Genomic DNA, 16,691 nt, shown 5'->3' with positions numbered 1-16,691 from the left:
GGTAGGTAGTATATGGTAGAAGGCAAAAAAAGAATTAAATCTTTTGAAGACCTTGTTGTTTGGCAAGAAGCCCATAAACTAGCAGTCATTATTTATGAAGTAACGAAAAATTTCCCTGTTGATGAGAGGTTTAGCTTAACAAGCCAATACAGAAGAGCCGCCTATTCAGTTTCAGCCAACATTGCAGAGGGTTTTGGTAGAAGAACCAATAATGATAAGCTGCATTTTTATACAATAGCTTACGGCTCAACCCTAGAGGTCAAGAATTTTACGTTATTATCTGGTAGCCTTGCATACATGAAGGACCAAAAACAAATTGAATTGGTTTTAGCACAAATAGTCTCATGCCAGAAACTACTAAACGCATTTGTGAAGGCTCACAAGTGAAGCCACCAACTACCAACTACCAACTACCAACTACCAAGTCTGTAGCCTTGGTAACCGACTGGATATATGGCGGTGGTAGTGAACTTGTTGTCGAAGCTTTTCACAAAATGTTCCCCGAGGCACCAATTTATACATCTTATTGCTCGGACGAGTGGCGCAAGCGCCTAGACAATAAAGTAGTTACTGGGTATCTACAAAAAGCCCCATTTAGACAACTCCGAAAGTTCTTGCCCCTACTACGACAATGGTGGTTCGCTAGGCTAGACTTATCCAAGTATAATTTAGTTATTTCGATTACCGGAAATGGCGAGGCCAAGTTCGTTAGAGCCAAAAAGCATATCAGCTATTGCCACACACCAGTTCATTACTATTGGCGACATTATGAACAGTACTTAAAAAATCCAGGAGTAAAACCAGCTTGGCTGGCGCGACTCGGCCTAAGACTACTAGTCAGACCCCTGAGAAAAAGAGACTACCAAGCAGCCCAAAAAGTTGATGTTTTCATCGCGAATTCTTCACATATAAAAAATGATATAAAACTTTATTACGACCGCGAATCTACAGTAGTTTTCCCCCCGGTAGATTCTAGTCGTTTCCATCTACCAACTACTACATACCATCTACCAAAACCGCGAAGCGGATTTATTACCCATGGACGTGTTGTGCCTGCAAAGCGTATAGACATACTTATCAAAGCTTGCAATCAACTGCGCATACCACTAACGATCATAGGCAAAGGACCGGATCTAGCGAGACTGCGCACTCTATCGGGTCCTACAATAAATTTCGGAGGTTTTGTGACAGATGAAGCCTTAGCATCTGAGCTTCAAAAACACTCGGCCTTTTTGTTCGCCAGCTACGAAGACTTTGGCATTGCTCCGATTGAAGCTATGGCGGCAGGTCTCCCTGTAGTTGCATATCGTGGTGGTGGCGCCCTCGACTATGTCGTTCCAGGCGAAACCGGTGAATTTTTTGACCAGCAAACAGTTGAATCATTAATCGAAAGACTACGAGTCTTCGACCCAGATATTTATAACCGCAAAGACCTAAACAAAAAGTCTAGAGAATTTACGATTGAAAATTTCAATAAATCGATTACGGGCTTACTTCACAAAGTATAGTGTCAAATAATTGTTGCCATTTTGTTTGTGTGCCGGAGCCCCCATTTGATATAAAACAATGACTATACATAAACAAGAAAGACAATCCCTATGTGCGGCATCGTTGGTTACATTGGTAATAATAACGCAACCGGATATCTGCTCGACGGCCTTGAGTCGTTAGAGTACCGCGGCTATGACTCTGCTGGCATTGCGCTTCTTCGTAACGACACAATAAACCTAACCAAGGTTGTTGGCAGAGTCGAGGCTCTAAGAAAAGAACTAGACGCTAGCGACCAAGCTAACTGCGGCATAGGCCACACCCGATGGGCAACGCACGGCGGAGTTGTAAAGCGCAATGCTCATCCGCATTTGTCTAATGACGGGGCTTTCGCAGTTGTTCATAATGGCATCATTGAAAACTACCAAGAAATCAAAAAGTTTCTTAAGAAAAAAGGCTACAATTTTCACTCCGACACCGACACCGAAGTAGTCCCAAATCTGTTGCAGTACAACTACCAGCAATCTCGTGACGTTAAGAAGGCTTTTGCTGCCACCATTCAGGAACTTAGGGGAGCATACGGCATTGTTATGACGACTACGCACGACTATGAGAGATTATACGCTGCTAAATTATCCAGCCCGTTAGCAATAGGCGTTGGCGAGGGTGAGTTATTTATCGGCTCGGATGCAATCCCAATTGTTTCAAAAACAAAGCAGATTGTCTTTCTAAACGACGGAGAGATAGCTTACGTCAAGGCCTCCGGCTACCACATCGTTGATATCAAAACTCTAAAAGATATTATGCGACCAACGGAACTAATTGAGATTGAGCAAGACGCGTCAGGGACCGGAAACTTCCCCGACTACATGAGCAAGGAAATACACGAAGCGCCACAGACTGTTCGCAGCGCCATGCTAGGACGAGCCCGGATTGAAGAAGGAATTATCAAACTTGGAGGTCTAGAAGCCGTTGAAAACCAGCTAAACTATATCACCAGAATCATTATTATTGCCTGCGGAACATCCTACTATGCTGGTATGGTTGGAGAATATCTACTTGAAGAAATAGCTGGCCTGCCTGTCGAGGTACAGCAGGCTAGCGAATTCCGCTACCGCAAAGAGCCGCTCAGCCGATCGACTGCCGTATTGGTAATCTCGCAATCTGGCGAAACCGCAGACTGTATTGCTGCACTGAAAAAACTCGAAGGTAGCGGCATACTTATGCTCGGCGTCGTCAACGCCCCAGGCTCTAGCTTAGCCCGCATGACCGACGCTGGAGTTTATTGTCATGCTGGCCCAGAGAAGGCCGTCGCCAGCACCAAAGCTTTCATCGCCCAAGTTACGGTCTTATGTTTAATCGCCCTAAAGTTGTCAAAAACCTACACTGGCTTTGATGAGCTGCTGACTAGCCTCGACAAAATCCCAGCCCAGCTCGAGCAAATTTTAGACCAAGATGGCGAAATCAAGCGAATCGCCAAAAAATACGCTCATCACCGAGACTTCCTGTTTATCGGAAGGCGCTACCTTTACCCCGTGGCGCTCGAAGGTTCGCTGAAACTAAAAGAAATCAGCTACATTCACGCCGAAGGCTACGCCGGCGGCGAAATGAAGCACGGCCCGTTGGCGCTGATCGACGAGAATTTCCCAACTTTTGCACTTGCTCTGTCTAGTGACGTAGCCGAAAAATCAGCTAGCAACATGCAAGAAATCAATGCTCGCGGCGGACCAATCATAGCCGTAATCGACGACCAAAAAGCAGAGGCCGCACAAATCGCCGATGACCTAATTATTATTCCCAAAACCATCGAGCAGCTCCAACCAATCCTAGCTGCGACAGTTACTCACATCTTTGCCTACCATGTAGCCCGTGAGCTTGACCGCGACATCGATAAGCCGCGCAACCTCGCCAAATCTGTTACAGTCGAATAGCCTAGGTGTTATTTTTGCATATACTAAGATAAAATGTACTAATGGCCTTACCAATAAATTTAGATGATTTAATAAGCGGACGACTAGTGGAATGGGAAAGACTGGAATTTAAAGCCGGCTGGAACCCACTTGCCGTACTGCAGTCGATATGTGCTTTCGCAAACGATATCAATAACTGGGGCGGCGGGTACATTTTGTTGGGCATAGAGGAGAAAAACGGTAGACCCGTTTTACCAGCACAAGGTTTAAGCAAGAGCAGTTTGGACACAATTCAAAAGGAGTTAATCGAAAGATGTCATCAGTTAAGGCCTAACTACTTCCCAATAATTGAATTAGCAGAAATAGGTACTGCCACAATATTAGTGATTTGGGTACCCGGCGGAGAAGTGAGGCCGTATAAGGCACCCGCCAATCTAAACAAAAACAATAAGGAGTTTTACTACTACATTAGACGAGGATCCATAACCAAGAAAGCTTCTGACTCGGAGGAGCGAGATCTCTTAAACATGTCAGCCCATATACCTTTTGATGATCAGGTTAACCAAAGAGCCGAAATTACTGATATCAAGTTGCCACTAGTTAAAGCTCACCTGGCAAGTGTTGGCAGCTACTTACTAGAACAATCGGAATCGTTGCAATTTGCTGATTTATGCCGAAAAATGAACATTGTTTCCGGACCAGATGAATATTTGAAACCTAAAAATATCGGGCTACTATTATTTAATGATAACCCCACCCAATTTTTCCAATGCGCTCAAATTGAGCTTGTAATATTCGAAGATGAGGTTGGCGACAGTTTCACTGAAAAAAATTTCAAAGGGCCAATACAGCAGCAACTTCAAGACATTTTGTTGTATTTCAAAAATCATATTATTGTCGAACGAGTACGCAAAATCGAAGGTAGTGCTGAAGCAGAAAGATTCTATAATTACCCCTACCAGGCCATAGAGGAAGCTGTCGTTAATACCGTATACCACCGTAGTTATCAAGACGACAGCCCTATCGAAATTCGTATCTTTTCAGATCGTATCGAAATGGTCAGCTACCCTGGCCCACTGCCGCCCTTAAACAAAGAGAAGCTACATAGCGGCCGGGTTGTAGCTCGCAAGTATCGCAACAGACGAATTGGAGACTTTCTCAAAGAGCTACATTTGACAGAAGGTAAAGGTACCGGCATACCAAAGATCAAAAAGTCTATGGAAAGCAATGGCTCTCCAGCACCTATTTTTGATACGGATGATGACCTAAGTTATTTCCTAACTATTCTGCCAGCGCATCTTGAGTTCAAGCAGGCCAAAGCATTAGGCCAAGTCAGAGGACAAGTGACAGGACAAGTGACAGGACAAGTGACAGGACAAGTGGATGAACTAATTCTGCTATTCTGTCGTAGACCCAAGAAAAGACGTGAGATCATGTCAGAGATAGGGCTTAGCAATCGTTATGAAAACTTTACTCGCTATACAAAAGCCCTGATAAACAATGGCTATTTATCGCCCACTATACTAGACAAACCCAGAAGCCAAAATCAACAGTACAAGACTACGGCGCTCGGAAACGAATTTATCAGTAAAAACACTGGCAAGTCCTTCAGCGATGATAACTTAAGCTTAGAATTATAGGGGTAGTAGATGGGTACATACTTACTAACTGGGGGATTGGGTTATATCGGTAGTCATACGGCTGTTGAGTTGATTTCTCTGGGTCACGAGGTCGTTATTGTAGACAATCTAGCAAACTCCAAACTTTCTGTGCTGGATCGGCTCGAGCAAATTACTGGCAAAAAAATAAAGTTTTACCAAGCAGACTTATGCGACAAAGTAGCTTTACAAAGTATATTTACTGAAAACAAAGTTGAAATCGTTATACACTTTGCCGGCCTAAAAGCCGTTGGCGAGTCTGTCGCTCAACCACTTGCGTATTATCGTAACAACCTTGACTCTACCCTAACACTCTGCGAAGTTATGCATGAGGTAGGCGTCAAAAAACTAATTTTCAGCTCGTCAGCCACCGTTTATGGCAACCCTAGCGAGCTGCCGCTCAAAGAAACTTCACAGGTCGGTGTCGGGATAACAAATCCATACGGCCAAACAAAGTACATGATCGAACAGATTCTGAGTGATCTTTGTGTATCCGACCCCGACTGGCAAATCACCTCACTGAGATACTTCAACCCTATCGGCGCTCACTCCAGCGGCCTAATAGGCGAAGACCCCAACGGTATTCCTAACAACTTGCTTCCCTACGTTGCTAAAGTGGCGTCAGGTGAACTAGAAAGTGTTGGTGTGTTCGGGAACGACTACGATACGCCTGACGGGACAGGCGTACGTGACTACATCCATGTGGTTGATCTAGCACTGGGGCATGCAGCAGCTGCAGCTCATCTGAAACCAGGTTTTAGTGTTTACAACTTAGGCACAGGCCAAGGCACTTCGGTGATGGAGATAATTAGAGCTTTCGAACTAGCATGCGGACACTCTATAAAATATGAGATCAAACCCCGTCGCAAAGGCGACATAGCCAGTTGCTATGCCGACTGTTCAAAAGCTAACGAGGAGCTTGGTTGGCATGCAATAAAAACCATCGATCAGGCTTGCGCCGACTCATGGCGCTGGCAACAAAAATAGACCCCAGACCCTAGACCCTAGACCCTAGACCCTAGACCCTAGCGTAATTTTAGGCGCGGCCGAAGTCAATCGACTCTAGTATTTTCCTAGTACAGATAAAATATTGTCCGAAAGCTCATCAAACTCAATCTTTGATTTTTCAATATTCTCACGGGTACCAACTTGGCTAGCCTCGGCTTTGATCGGATCAATTTCAAAAATTGCTTGTCCCGTTTCATGGGCCAAGGCCGGCAATCTTCCATAGTCTTGTCGGCTAGACATTTTCGGCAGGTTGCGCCACCCAGCCATTCAATTTTTTCTGCATCACCTTCGACGATACCAGGTATCTTCAGGATCAACGTTCCTTGGTCTCTTAATGTCTTGACTAGCATGTAGTTGTGTGGGTTTGGTATGTTGTATATAATCAACCATCTGAACTCAAAATAGTTAATTTCAATCTCTGCGGCAAGAACCTTCTCGGTATTCTTCGAGTGTCTTCCATTGCAAAAACTTCCTAGATTCTTTAAGGCAAAAGCTGCTTTTGGATGACTAACCCAGTAGCTACCGCTAATTTGTATTCCTGCGATTAGCTTAGTTAGCAGTTCGACAGCACCATCAACAAGCGTTAGATTATCAACCAATGTTGCCCTGCTGAAATGAACCGCCTAAGATATTTTCGTATTCTGGCTTGATCGCCTCTTAGAAATACAGATTCTTTGGGACGGTCTTGTTCCATAAGCGAAGAACCTGATTTGCTGCGACACCTTTAGTACGTCCTCTGTCTTTTTTGTCGAAATGGTGTTCTCTAATCTTCATTTCCAGAGTTAATAATTACACTTTGCTCAAGGCGCATGTTTGTAACAAGCGTTGTACTCAACTGCAACGTTAAACGCTAGCGTAAAGACATCATCCCTAATCAAAAAGTTAATTTTGGAGCGCGCGTTTTTTTTCCTTCTTAGCATTTTATGGCCCGGCCATAGTCGTCAGAAAGTCTTACAATATCTGATTCGTCTGAGAGATTGGATGGATCCTCGTGCTTCCATATTTCGGCAGCTATAGCCCACCCCTTTGAGCTAGCGCCTGCTTTATGCCTTGCACCAAGTGGAAAATTTAGAATTTCTCCAAGTTCGTAAATCTTGTAATCCCCCAACTCATCGCTGTCTCCGTAGAATGCTTCAATCTCACCATATATTACTCTCCAGATTTCCGACCTACGATTGTGGTATTGAAAACTAACCTTTTGTCCAGGAGCAAAAATCATGAACTTGGGGTTAATATTACCGGACAGCTCAACATCAAGTTCTTTGTAGAACAGCTCGAGGAACTTCTCTCTTTCTGAGTCTAAAAACCTATAATACCCACCGTAAGGCTTATGTTCATCGACATCGTCCATGACTAAACCGTTTTTTAAGATTAAATCATCTTTAATCCTTCTTAGAACCGCCCATTTATTATTTGCGTCTACACCTGACAAATCAAGCATTTGTTTGCTCCGTGTTTATGGCGTGCACGTTAGCATTTATTTTAGAATCCCAATCAATATCCTTATTTTGTAGGAGTAGCTCATATATAAGTTTCCGCAGACTTTCATAACCAGCAATATTCCGAGCCTCGTACTTTATTGTTAAATAGGGTCCATTTTGTGAGTAACGTACAACAAACATTTGGCCGTCCATTTCAAACCTTAGCCCATCACCGGCTCTTTCGTCATCTATTATCAGGGCTTCTGGGAATCTTTTTTTTAGACTTGGCGCTAGCTCTTCAATCGCTGCTTTCTTCTTGTCATCAGCACAATAAACTTTTATCTCTGGACTTGATATGTACCGAGGCAAATCATTAATATGCCTGCTAAGTGGCTCGTTATTTGAACTGAGATATTTTAAAAGTCTCATTGTTGAATAAAGACCATCGTCATGATTATAGAAGTCTTTACTAAAGAAGAAATGGCCCGACAGTTCGCCGATAAAGGCAGCGCCTTCTTCTTGATTTTTCTTCTTTAAGAAAGAATGACCGGTACGCCACATGAAAGGTATACCGCCAAGTCGCACAATAGTTTCGGGCACTAACTGGCTACATAGGGTATTAAACATTATCTTTGAACCTGGATGATCAGTCAAAACGTCTGCGGCAAAGAGAGCGACCAGAACATCATTCCAAATAATACCGCCTTTCTCGTCAACTATACCTATACGATCTCCGTCTGCATCGTAAGTAAAACCAATATCTGCTCCGGCTTCGACGACTTCCTTACTCAGCCTCTCGGCCACTTCTACTTCAGTGGGATCGGCAACACCGAGTGGGAAGCTACCCGAAACTTCTGTATTTTTTTCAATGACTTCGTGCCCTGCACGTCTAATTAGCTCTGGTGCGAATGCCCCGGCGGTAGTACAACCAGAATCTACTAAAACCTTTAACGACCTTGGAGAAGGTAATCTCGCTAAAATATCCGCATAATATGCCTCGATAATGTTCTGCTCATCGTTCTTCCCTACATTGTCCGACAAACTATATTTCTCAGATAAGACCAGATTTTTCAGATCGTTCATCCCATCTGTGACTAAAGTTTCTGAAAAATCATTTGCAAACTTGAAACCATTATATTCAGGTGGATTATGAGATGCGCTTACATACACCCCCGCCTTGATATTTAAATGGTATTGAGACCAATAAAAAGTTCCGACTAAAACCATACCTATGTACACTGTGTCGACACCTGTTTTGTTGAGGCCACGAATTAATGCAGTGGCATAGTTTTCGCCACTCTCACGACAATCACGCCCGATTACGGCCTTGGTCACGCCTTGATTCTTTAGCATAGTTCCGTAAGCCATTCCAAGGTTTTCGGCTAATTCTTCACTTAAATCTTCACCGACTAGGCCTCTTAAGTCATAGCCTCTAAATATATGTGGGTTAGCTTGCATCAAGATCTCCTTACTTTTTAAATCTCTTACTGACTTCGCCGACTTTTTGAGCGTGATTTTTATTTGTTACCAAAATGCCACTGGGCGTATTTACAACCACTACATTATCTACACCGATAACTGCAACGGGCGTATCAGTGTCGTTTCTCACGTAACAATTACTTGCTAGCTCAGTTTCTATATTTTCACCTCTAAAATGATTGCCATTTTCATCTTGCTCGCTCATTTCGTGTAGATCATGGAAAGAGCCTACGTCTGCCCAATCAAAACTGCCCGGTACAACGCCCGCCTCCTTGACCTTCTCGCTTAAAACATAATCAACTGCTATGTTCTCACAATCTAAATAAGCTGCCTCGATGTCTTTGGCCGATTTCAATCTTTCGTAATCTTTCTTCATGCTTAGCGCGACGCTCTCAAATTCTGTTTCGAATGCTTCTCTAGTGCCCACCAAGTAGCCGGTGTTCCACAGATACTTGCCGCTTTTGAAGTATGCAGTAGCAGTTTTGCGGTCCGGTTTTTCTTTGAAACCTTCGAAAACGTATGCGCTCACCCAGCCATTCAGCTTGCTGCCTTTTTTGATATAGCCCAGTCCGGTTGAAGGATATGTAGGCTCAACTCCCACAAAGACTAGCTTGTTATCTTCCTCGGTGATCTCCCCAGCTCTTAGCATCGTTGCCGTAAAGCCATCTGTATCGCGGATAATGTGGTCAGCCCAGAGAAAAAGCACAGCTTCGTTCTTATCTACACTGCGCTTATAAAGCTCCGCTAATGCTAGCAGAATGCAGCTAGCTGTTCCTCTGCGGGCAGGTTCGACCAAGATGTTTTCTTTTGGCAGACTCGCTAGCTGACTATAGACGTGCTCAATATGTGACTTTTCAGAGACAACAAATATCTTATCTGTGCTTGTTAGCTGCGATGCTCGATCATATGTATTCTGCAGCAGACTATTTTCGTCAGTTAGTTTAAGAAGATGTTTGGGATACTCAGGCGTACTCAGTGGCCATAATCTGGTCCCAGATCCGCCAGCGATAATAAAAACAATCATGCAGTTCTATGATACCAAAAAGACCTACTTAGCTCTCTTGTACAACTTACAACAAAAACTTGAACATTGCTTATGTTTACTGATACAATAAACTTACAAAATAACAAACAAAAATGGCTAATTTAGATAAATACAAAAAGAAGAAGAAAAGTCCCGTATTCCCGGTAATCGCCGCACTGCTCGTTGTAGGCTGTCTCCTGTTTTTGCTTGAAAAAAAGGGAGTCACTAATTTCATCAAAACTAAGCCGACTCCTACTAGTACTACTAGCGCCGGTGAGACTATCAACTACACGCCGACAAGCCCCGAAGAGCAAAAACAAATCGACGATAACAAAACCAACCCCAGACTCCGCCAACCAATACTCAGCCTGCCGCAAATACAGCAAGCATCACCTCTGCTAAGCAAGATGGCGGTAACATTGTCGTCCAAACCAAGCTTACAGGTGAAGGCTGGAAATCCTGCTCACTTTCACTGACACTAGGGGGCAATTCTGTTGTAAAAACGGCCGAGACTCTTTACAGCCGCGAATTTTCAACCTGTGCAGGGTTCTCCGTCCCAACCAGTGAGCTGGCCGTAAGTGGCACATGGCAAGTCAGCCTAACTGCAAATAAACTCGACGGCACATCTGTTAAAGCCGAAACTGTTCAGGTAAATGTGACAAAATGAGTAGTAGCACTATGAAAAGATTTATTTATCACCTAACGCCCTTCCTATTAATAATTGTAGGTATCATTACGGTTAGCGGGCCGGCAAAAACTAGTGCAGTCAGTGCTAGCGACTGGAAAGCTGGGCGTATTATTGACGATTCCGTTTTCACCAACTCTACTTCGATGACTGCGCAAGAAGTCCAAAACTTCCTCAATGCGCGCGTGCCTGTCTGTGACACCAACGGCACACAATTAACCGGCAGATGGTACGCCGCAGCCGGCCGTTATTACACTCGTGCCGAGTGGGGGGCGCTGAATGGCAACCCCGCACCATTCACCTGTCTTAAGGACTTCTGGGAAGTGCCCAAGACCGATCCTGCGCCTGGCCAGCCCGCAAACAACTACGGTGGAGCTGCCATACCTGCAGGGGCCAAATCGGCCGCCCAGATCATTTGGGATGCAGCGCAGCGCTACCAAATTAGCCCAAAGGTTCTGCTTACAACTATCCAAAAAGAATCTTATGGTCCTCTAACCAGTGACGACTGGCCATATCGCTCCCAATACGAATACCCAATGGGTGCTTACTGCCCCGACACAGCACCATGTGACCCAAACTATGAAGGTTTTTCTATTCAGATTTACGAATCTGCTCGACTTTTCCGCTACTATCTCAATAACATGGGTCAAAGCTGGTGGCCATATAAAAAACCAAATCAAGTAAACTCGATTCTATACAATCCTAACTCTGCTTGTGGCAGCTCTAATGTATTTATAGAAAGTTCTGCAACGGCGGCGCTTTATACATACACACCATACCAGCCAAACGCTGCTGCGCTGGCCAACATGTATGGCACAGGTGACGGCTGCAGCGCCTACGGCAACCGTAACTTCTGGCGCATCTTCTCCGACTGGTTCGGCACCACTACTCATACGCTTGTGAATCTTAACGGCGGCATTTACCTCATTGAGAATGGCAAGAAACGAGGCTTCCCCAACGAAGAGACTTTCTTTAGCCATGGCTATAAGTGGGCAGACGTCGTTACTATATCCAGCACTGAGCTAGGTCTAATACCTGCTGGTTTACCGATGGAATATAATGTTAATTATAGAAATTGGCAACTTGTAAAAACACCTGGGTCTACTGGCGTATACCTTGTACATATTGGTACGAAACGAGGCTTCCCCAACGAAGAGACTTTCTTTAGCCATGGCTATAAGTGGGCAGACGTCGTTACTATATCCAGCACTGAGCTAGGTCTAATACCTGCTGGTTTACCGATGCCCTACGACACTAACTACAGGAACAACAAGGTGGTAAAAACCCCCAGTTCTGGCGGCATTTACCTCATTGAGAATGGCAAGAAACGAGGCTTCCCCAACGAAGAGACTTTCTTTAGCCATGGCTATAAGTGGGCAGACGTCGTTACTATATCCAGCACTGAGCTAGGTCTAATACCTGCTGGTTTACCGATGGAATATAATGTTAATTATAGAAATTGGCAACTTGTAAAAACACCTGGGTCTACTGGCGTATACCTTGTACATATTGGTACGAAACGAGGCTTCCCCAACGAAGAGACTTTCTTTAGCCATGGCTATAAGTGGGCAGACGTCGTTACTATATCCAGCACTGAGCTAGGTCTAATACCTGCTGGTTTACCGATGCCCTACGACACTAACTACAGGAACAACAAGGTGGTAAAAACCCCCAGTTCTGGCGGCATTTACCTCATTGAGAATGGCAAGAAACGAGGCTTCCCCAACGAAGAGACTTTCTTTAGCCATGGCTATAAGTGGGCAGACGTCGTTACTATATCCAGCACTGAGCTAGGTCTAATACCTGCTGGTTTACCGATGGAATATAATGTTAATTAGTTAGGTTCTTATTTTAGCTCGTTTAACAACAGCAGCAGCAACCCCTCTTAGGCCATTGGCACGGAACTTCCTTACTACGAGATAAGGTAAAGACTTTTTCAATTTATGTTTTATAAATTGCGATACTGACGGCTTCCAGTAATCCTCCAACACAAGCCCGTTTTCGTACATTAGCCTATCTGATCTGTTTACCTGATAGTAATCGTTACAAAGTAGTGCAATGTCGTAAGAGAATGAGGAATAATATTTATCGTTAAGTAAGTATGCAAGAATATTCTTGAGCCCAATTATGAACTTTTTACTATCATACGCATTAGTAGATGCATTTACGTTAACTACTGTAAGCGGTTTATCGACGTAAAGTATTTCGTGCTTTTTTGCTATTTCCAGCCAAAAACACGTATCCTCTCCTACTCTTATTGACTCGTCAAAAAATATACCTTCATCTAGTAATATTTTCCTTCTTACGATAACCGTCGGTGTCGCTATAGGACAGCTACTTATTAAGCGCGGAATTACCACACCAGAGATACCGTAGCCTCCAATAACGGACTCATCGGTTTCAGTTTTTTTAGTATACGCCGTGTAACTTACGTGCGGGTTATGTAAGCGCATTGCTTCGATTTGAGTTTGCAGTTTTTCAGAGATAAATTCGTCATCAGAATCTAAGAAAGCTACGTATTCTCCTTTTGCGACTCTGATACCGACGTTTCTAGCCCCGCCAGGACCTAAGTTTTTTTCTAGACTTATTAACGATGCGTTTTGTAAGTTTTTAACATAGTTCTCTAAGGAGGAAACATCTTCTGTTGAAGCATCATCAATAAGGATAATCTCAGTATTTTTGTACGTCTGTTCTTGAACAGATTTTATGGAGTTTAAGGTGTCATTTACTCTATTTCGAAAAGGGATTACTACCGTGACTAGTTTTTCAGATTCGTTATGCTTAGTCTTCTCAAGCGACTCTTTTTCCTTATCTAAACTGTACGCTAACGCGCCTTTATAAGGCGTAGTCCGTAGAAATTTAGACATCTCATAATAGTAGTTATATACCGTGTTTTCATACTCTATTTTCTCTTTATCGCTAAGTTCTTCTATCAGCCTCTTCCATAAAATATCGCCTTCTTTGACTACGTTTGGAGATACTGCACTATCTTGGGCCCCATGGATCCGAGTAACAGTAAGTATTTCTTCCATATGTACAAAATCGTACTTACGAAACGCCCTACACCATAGATCATAATCTTGGGTGCATCTTAGTTCCTCATCAAATTCCCCTACATCAGATAGAATACTACGAGGTATAAGAAGAGTTATGCCGTTCACACTGCCTCTTAATAGAGAGTACTTTGGCTTACGGACTAACTGTTCGTGGTTAAGTTCTACAGGCACTATTCTGCTATCTTGCAGTAGTGCGTAATTCGCATACACAATAACGTTTTTATTTTTTTAGTGACTCTACAAAACGTACCTGATTTTCGATCTTTTTTGGATAGTATATATCATCGTGACTAAGCCATGAAAAATAGTCACCAGTCATCTTCTTTATGCCTAGATTTAAAGCCGTTGATACCCCACCGTTTACTTTTTTGTAGTATCTTATTTTGCTACCGTATGACATGGCGATTTTTTCTGTCTTTCCCTGATCGGCAGACCCGTCATTCACAACAATTATTTCTAGATTTTTATACGTTTGTGCTAATGCACTATCGATCGCTTCTTTCAAGAAGTTTGATCCATTATATACAGGAATAATGATGCTAACTTTAGGAAGATTTGACTTTTTCATATTCGTTTTTTCACCTTGTTTGCAATAGACTTTGCTATACCTTTTACGCCGTCTTTTTTATATTTTTTAACAACTCTTGTTGTGAGTGGCTCCACCGTTGCTGGTTGTAGTTCTGGTGGATCTACAACTTTTTCAGGGGCAATATTATGAACCATTATGCCGTCAAATATCAGATGCTGAATGTTCTTTTCAAAAATATAGCCAAGAAACAGCGGTATATTATTGATGATTACCCTTTTAGGGATAATAAATTTTCCAACGTTGTCAATTATCGGACTATTGCTTGTGTCTTCACTACCAAAGTAATAAATAGAATTCACATCATCAACTTTATCTAGCAGGTCGTCAGCGTATGTGCATTGTTCATTTATGACAATCGCAAACTCACCGTACATATGATGCAGTTCGTCGTATATCGCTTTGTCTATTTGCCTTGTGTAAATAGACTTAACGCGATTCTTACACTGTGCTACGTGGCTTCTATTGCTGCTGATTAGCACCGTCTCAACGTTCGCACAGTTGAAACTTTCTATCACTTTAATGCTATTCTCCACTTCAGAAAGACTAGTTGGATTAATGATAAACGCCGTAAACTTCTTGGAAAACAAACTCATTATATCAGCGTGTTCCGAGGCAGGTTGTATATAGTTTGTTAGCGAAACGGGACTAACAACATGATTTTTACCGAGCGTCGGTACATTAGTTTTCTTAGATTTGAAAAGCTTAGCCTCAGATAGGCTTTCAGATTTCTCACCTTCTTTCAGGTGATACACAATACTATCCTTCGCCGTAATGTGTTCGACTCCAAACTGAGAGAGTCTGCGATAAAAATCCTCATCGCCATACCGAATGATCTGATCAAAAGACTCACCTGCAATATTACCTTCCGGGTAAAGCCCGGCTATAATTGCTACGTCCCTGTAAAGTAAGCATGGCATGTAAGCTCCCCCAGAAGAAAAACCAGTTTTACTCAACCTGCTAGCGTACGCCGTAAACCCAACTTCATCAAAATCCTCCAGTGTCCTACCAAAGTTTTTCTCTATAGCAAACGGGAACACACTAAACTTTTCTTGTCCTGGCTCAATCAGTGTTGAACAAACCACTTTTTTATAATCAGAGTACTTAAGCAGGTTTTCAAGCCAGTCATCACTAAAAAAGTTATCGCTATTTACCAGCACAACCTTTTGACCTTTGGCCTTGAGAACTCCTGCGTTGTAACCCTGATAGACTCTTCTTATATACTCTGGTGAGCCAATCCCCAAGCCGAATAACTCCTGATCACTCAGATGCTCATTGATATTCAAGTAATAAGGTATACTTTCAGCATCAAGATAATTTACTAACTCTTCCGTGGGATCATTCGCAATAAAGAAGAACTCTGCCTCCCCAGTAGACAACTTGGGTGTGTACTTCTTCACAGATTCATACACGGCTTCAGCCAACACCTTTGACTTATATATAAGACAGACTATCGAGACCTCTACCATTTGACACCCTTTTCCCTAAAAAAATCAACCCACTTCTTTTTGACGCTCTTCCTGTCCCAACCCATGCTGAAGACATCATCTCTGGGATTATCAGAAGGGTAAAACTCACGTTCGGCTCCACCAAAATGAACAAAAGGTATACCTGTCGCCATTGCTTCCCACTCTGCCATATAGTATGGCCTGAGCTGGCTAGTTGCCAAAAAGAAATCAGAAGCATTGAGAAGCTCACAAATCTGTTGCTGCTCAATTTTTACAAAATTATGCACTCCACTTATCTTTAGCTCTTCCATCTCCCATTTCCATACCATTACCCACTCAATATCAGGGTTTACATTAGCATATTCCAACATTTTAGAAATACCCTTCATTGGGTGACGAGTACCTATCCATATGCCGATTTTTTTATTTTCCGGTAAACCATACTTCACTCTCAATGCTTTTTTGTTTTTAAGAGGTCTGTAAAGATCTGTGTTCACACCGATGGGTATAACACGCACCTGACCATACTTCTGATAGTTTTTTGCAGTTTCCTCAGTAGCAACAGTACGGTAAGTTGCGTAGCGTGCTGCATTGTCAACCTTTTTCATACGCTCATCAAAGTAAGATGTATTAAATAGCCCTTTCATTTCGGGGTAAAGCTCCCAGCATAGTGCCATCTGCTTTCCTTCAATTGGTAAAAACCCTAGAGTAGAGTACCTAAGTAAGATATCGTCATCATTCAACTTTTTTGGCTCTTTGAATACTGAGTTAGGGAATTCTCTCTCAAACCAAGTCCAGAAGGTGTCTTCCCCTAGACCACTTTTAACTTCGCAGTTTAGGTATATCATCGTCCGCCCCTAGTGCCAACAAAAGGTTCGTTCATTCTTGAACATATATTACGACACTGATATAAAGATCTACAAAAAAC

The 16,691-nt window shown here is 43.0% G+C and carries 15 protein-coding genes; 7 read left to right on the top strand and 8 right to left on the bottom strand.

What is annotated here, in order from left to right; translation table 11 throughout:
* Positions 1-12 precede the first annotated feature (12 nt).
* The 5 genes from IPO96_02120 (at position 13) to galE (ending at position 6,043) form a co-directional block, all read left to right on the top strand.
* Positions 13-387: a four helix bundle protein gene (locus IPO96_02120; protein QQS65328.1), complete on the top strand. Its 375-nt coding sequence runs from the start codon at positions 13-15 to the stop codon at positions 385-387.
* Positions 345-1,508 (top strand): glycosyltransferase, encoded by a 1,164-nt coding sequence (locus IPO96_02115; protein QQS65327.1) that lies wholly within the window; start codon positions 345-347, stop codon positions 1,506-1,508. The genes IPO96_02120 and IPO96_02115 overlap by 43 nt, the downstream gene beginning before the upstream one ends.
* Positions 1,509-1,598: 90 nt before the next feature.
* On the top strand, positions 1,599-3,419 hold the full coding sequence (gene glmS / locus IPO96_02110) for a glutamine--fructose-6-phosphate transaminase (isomerizing) (GenBank protein ID QQS65326.1): 1,821 nt from the start codon (positions 1,599-1,601) through the stop codon (positions 3,417-3,419).
* Positions 3,420-3,460: 41 nt separating this feature from the next.
* Complete coding sequence (locus IPO96_02105; protein ID QQS65325.1) at positions 3,461-5,038, top strand: putative DNA binding domain-containing protein; 1,578 nt, start codon at positions 3,461-3,463, stop codon at positions 5,036-5,038.
* A 9-nt stretch (positions 5,039-5,047) separates the two neighbouring features.
* Complete coding sequence (gene galE, locus IPO96_02100) at positions 5,048-6,043, top strand: UDP-glucose 4-epimerase GalE (protein ID QQS65324.1); 996 nt, start codon at positions 5,048-5,050, stop codon at positions 6,041-6,043.
* 75 nt (positions 6,044-6,118) lie between these two features.
* Here the strand turns inward: galE and IPO96_02095 are convergent, their stop codons facing one another.
* The 4 genes from IPO96_02095 to IPO96_02080 all read right to left on the bottom strand — a co-directional run bounded on the left by IPO96_02095 (position 6,119) and on the right by IPO96_02080 (position 9,988).
* Positions 6,119-6,331 (bottom strand): hypothetical protein, encoded by a 213-nt coding sequence (locus IPO96_02095; GenBank protein QQS65323.1) that lies wholly within the window; start codon positions 6,329-6,331, stop codon positions 6,119-6,121.
* Between the two features lie 646 nt (positions 6,332-6,977).
* Positions 6,978-7,505 carry a phosphoheptose isomerase gene (locus IPO96_02090; GenBank protein QQS65322.1) on the bottom strand — a complete coding sequence of 176 codons (528 nt, stop codon included), beginning with the start codon at positions 7,503-7,505 and terminating at the stop codon, positions 6,978-6,980.
* Positions 7,498-8,943 carry a phosphomannomutase/phosphoglucomutase gene (locus IPO96_02085; GenBank protein ID QQS65321.1) on the bottom strand — a complete coding sequence of 482 codons (1,446 nt, stop codon included), beginning with the start codon at positions 8,941-8,943 and terminating at the stop codon, positions 7,498-7,500. Before IPO96_02085 ends, IPO96_02090 begins: the two co-directional genes overlap by 8 nt.
* Before the next feature lie 10 nt (positions 8,944-8,953).
* Positions 8,954-9,988 (bottom strand): mannose-1-phosphate guanylyltransferase, encoded by a 1,035-nt coding sequence (locus IPO96_02080; protein ID QQS65320.1) that lies wholly within the window; start codon positions 9,986-9,988, stop codon positions 8,954-8,956.
* 113 nt (positions 9,989-10,101) lie between these two features.
* On the opposite strand from IPO96_02080, the gene IPO96_02075 reads away from it, so the two are divergent.
* Both IPO96_02075 and IPO96_02070 read left to right on the top strand, forming a co-directional pair.
* Positions 10,102-10,464, top strand: coding sequence for a hypothetical protein (locus IPO96_02075; GenBank protein ID QQS65319.1), 363 nt, complete (start codon positions 10,102-10,104; stop codon positions 10,462-10,464).
* Positions 10,465-10,666: 202 nt separating this feature from the next.
* Positions 10,667-12,511: a hypothetical protein gene (locus tag IPO96_02070; protein ID QQS65318.1), complete on the top strand. Its 1,845-nt coding sequence runs from the start codon at positions 10,667-10,669 to the stop codon at positions 12,509-12,511.
* On the opposite strand, the gene IPO96_02065 is transcribed toward IPO96_02070, so the two are convergent.
* Genes IPO96_02065 through IPO96_02050 form a run of 4 tightly spaced genes read right to left on the bottom strand, consistent with a single transcriptional unit; the run spans position 12,512 to position 16,611 of the window.
* Positions 12,512-13,939: a glycosyltransferase gene (locus tag IPO96_02065; protein ID QQS65317.1), complete on the bottom strand. Its 1,428-nt coding sequence runs from the start codon at positions 13,937-13,939 to the stop codon at positions 12,512-12,514.
* Between the two features lie 10 nt (positions 13,940-13,949).
* Positions 13,950-14,297 carry a glycosyltransferase family 2 protein gene (locus tag IPO96_02060; GenBank protein QQS65316.1) on the bottom strand — a complete coding sequence of 116 codons (348 nt, stop codon included), beginning with the start codon at positions 14,295-14,297 and terminating at the stop codon, positions 13,950-13,952.
* Positions 14,294-15,784 carry a hypothetical protein gene (locus IPO96_02055; protein ID QQS65315.1) on the bottom strand — a complete coding sequence of 497 codons (1,491 nt, stop codon included), beginning with the start codon at positions 15,782-15,784 and terminating at the stop codon, positions 14,294-14,296. Before IPO96_02055 ends, IPO96_02060 begins: the two co-directional genes overlap by 4 nt.
* Positions 15,778-16,611 carry a hypothetical protein gene (locus IPO96_02050; protein QQS65314.1) on the bottom strand — a complete coding sequence of 278 codons (834 nt, stop codon included), beginning with the start codon at positions 16,609-16,611 and terminating at the stop codon, positions 15,778-15,780. The genes IPO96_02055 and IPO96_02050 overlap by 7 nt, the downstream gene beginning before the upstream one ends.
* Positions 16,612-16,691: the final 80 nt, after the last annotated feature.

The sequence above is a fragment of the Candidatus Saccharibacteria bacterium genome, assembly GCA_016700315.1.
Classification (GTDB): domain Bacteria; phylum Patescibacteriota; class Saccharimonadia; order Saccharimonadales; family SZUA-47.
Note: the sequence above shows the minus strand (reverse complement) of the source record. Positions and strands in the feature narration are given on the sequence as shown.

What these genes read in the sequence shown, in the direction of transcription:
- IPO96_02120 (QQS65328.1), top strand. Translation starts at nt 13, where the DNA reads ATGGTAGAAGGCAAAAAAAGAATTAAATCTTTTGAAGACCTTGTTGTT.
- IPO96_02115 (QQS65327.1), top strand. Translation starts at nt 345, where the DNA reads ATGCCAGAAACTACTAAACGCATTTGTGAAGGCTCACAAGTGAAGCCA.
- glmS (QQS65326.1), top strand. Translation starts at nt 1,599, where the DNA reads ATGTGCGGCATCGTTGGTTACATTGGTAATAATAACGCAACCGGATAT.
- IPO96_02105 (QQS65325.1), top strand. Translation starts at nt 3,461, where the DNA reads ATGGCCTTACCAATAAATTTAGATGATTTAATAAGCGGACGACTAGTG.
- galE (QQS65324.1), top strand. Translation starts at nt 5,048, where the DNA reads ATGGGTACATACTTACTAACTGGGGGATTGGGTTATATCGGTAGTCAT.
- IPO96_02095 (QQS65323.1), bottom strand. Translation starts at nt 6,331, where the DNA reads ATGGCTGGGTGGCGCAACCTGCCGAAAATGTCTAGCCGACAAGACTAT.
- IPO96_02090 (QQS65322.1), bottom strand. Translation starts at nt 7,505, where the DNA reads ATGCTTGATTTGTCAGGTGTAGACGCAAATAATAAATGGGCGGTTCTA.
- IPO96_02085 (QQS65321.1), bottom strand. Translation starts at nt 8,943, where the DNA reads ATGCAAGCTAACCCACATATATTTAGAGGCTATGACTTAAGAGGCCTA.
- IPO96_02080 (QQS65320.1), bottom strand. Translation starts at nt 9,988, where the DNA reads ATGATTGTTTTTATTATCGCTGGCGGATCTGGGACCAGATTATGGCCA.
- IPO96_02075 (QQS65319.1), top strand. Translation starts at nt 10,102, where the DNA reads ATGGCTAATTTAGATAAATACAAAAAGAAGAAGAAAAGTCCCGTATTC.
- IPO96_02070 (QQS65318.1), top strand. Translation starts at nt 10,667, where the DNA reads ATGAAAAGATTTATTTATCACCTAACGCCCTTCCTATTAATAATTGTA.
- IPO96_02060 (QQS65316.1), bottom strand. Translation starts at nt 14,297, where the DNA reads ATGAAAAAGTCAAATCTTCCTAAAGTTAGCATCATTATTCCTGTATAT.
- IPO96_02055 (QQS65315.1), bottom strand. Translation starts at nt 15,784, where the DNA reads ATGGTAGAGGTCTCGATAGTCTGTCTTATATATAAGTCAAAGGTGTTG.
- IPO96_02050 (QQS65314.1), bottom strand. Translation starts at nt 16,611, where the DNA reads ATGATATACCTAAACTGCGAAGTTAAAAGTGGTCTAGGGGAAGACACC.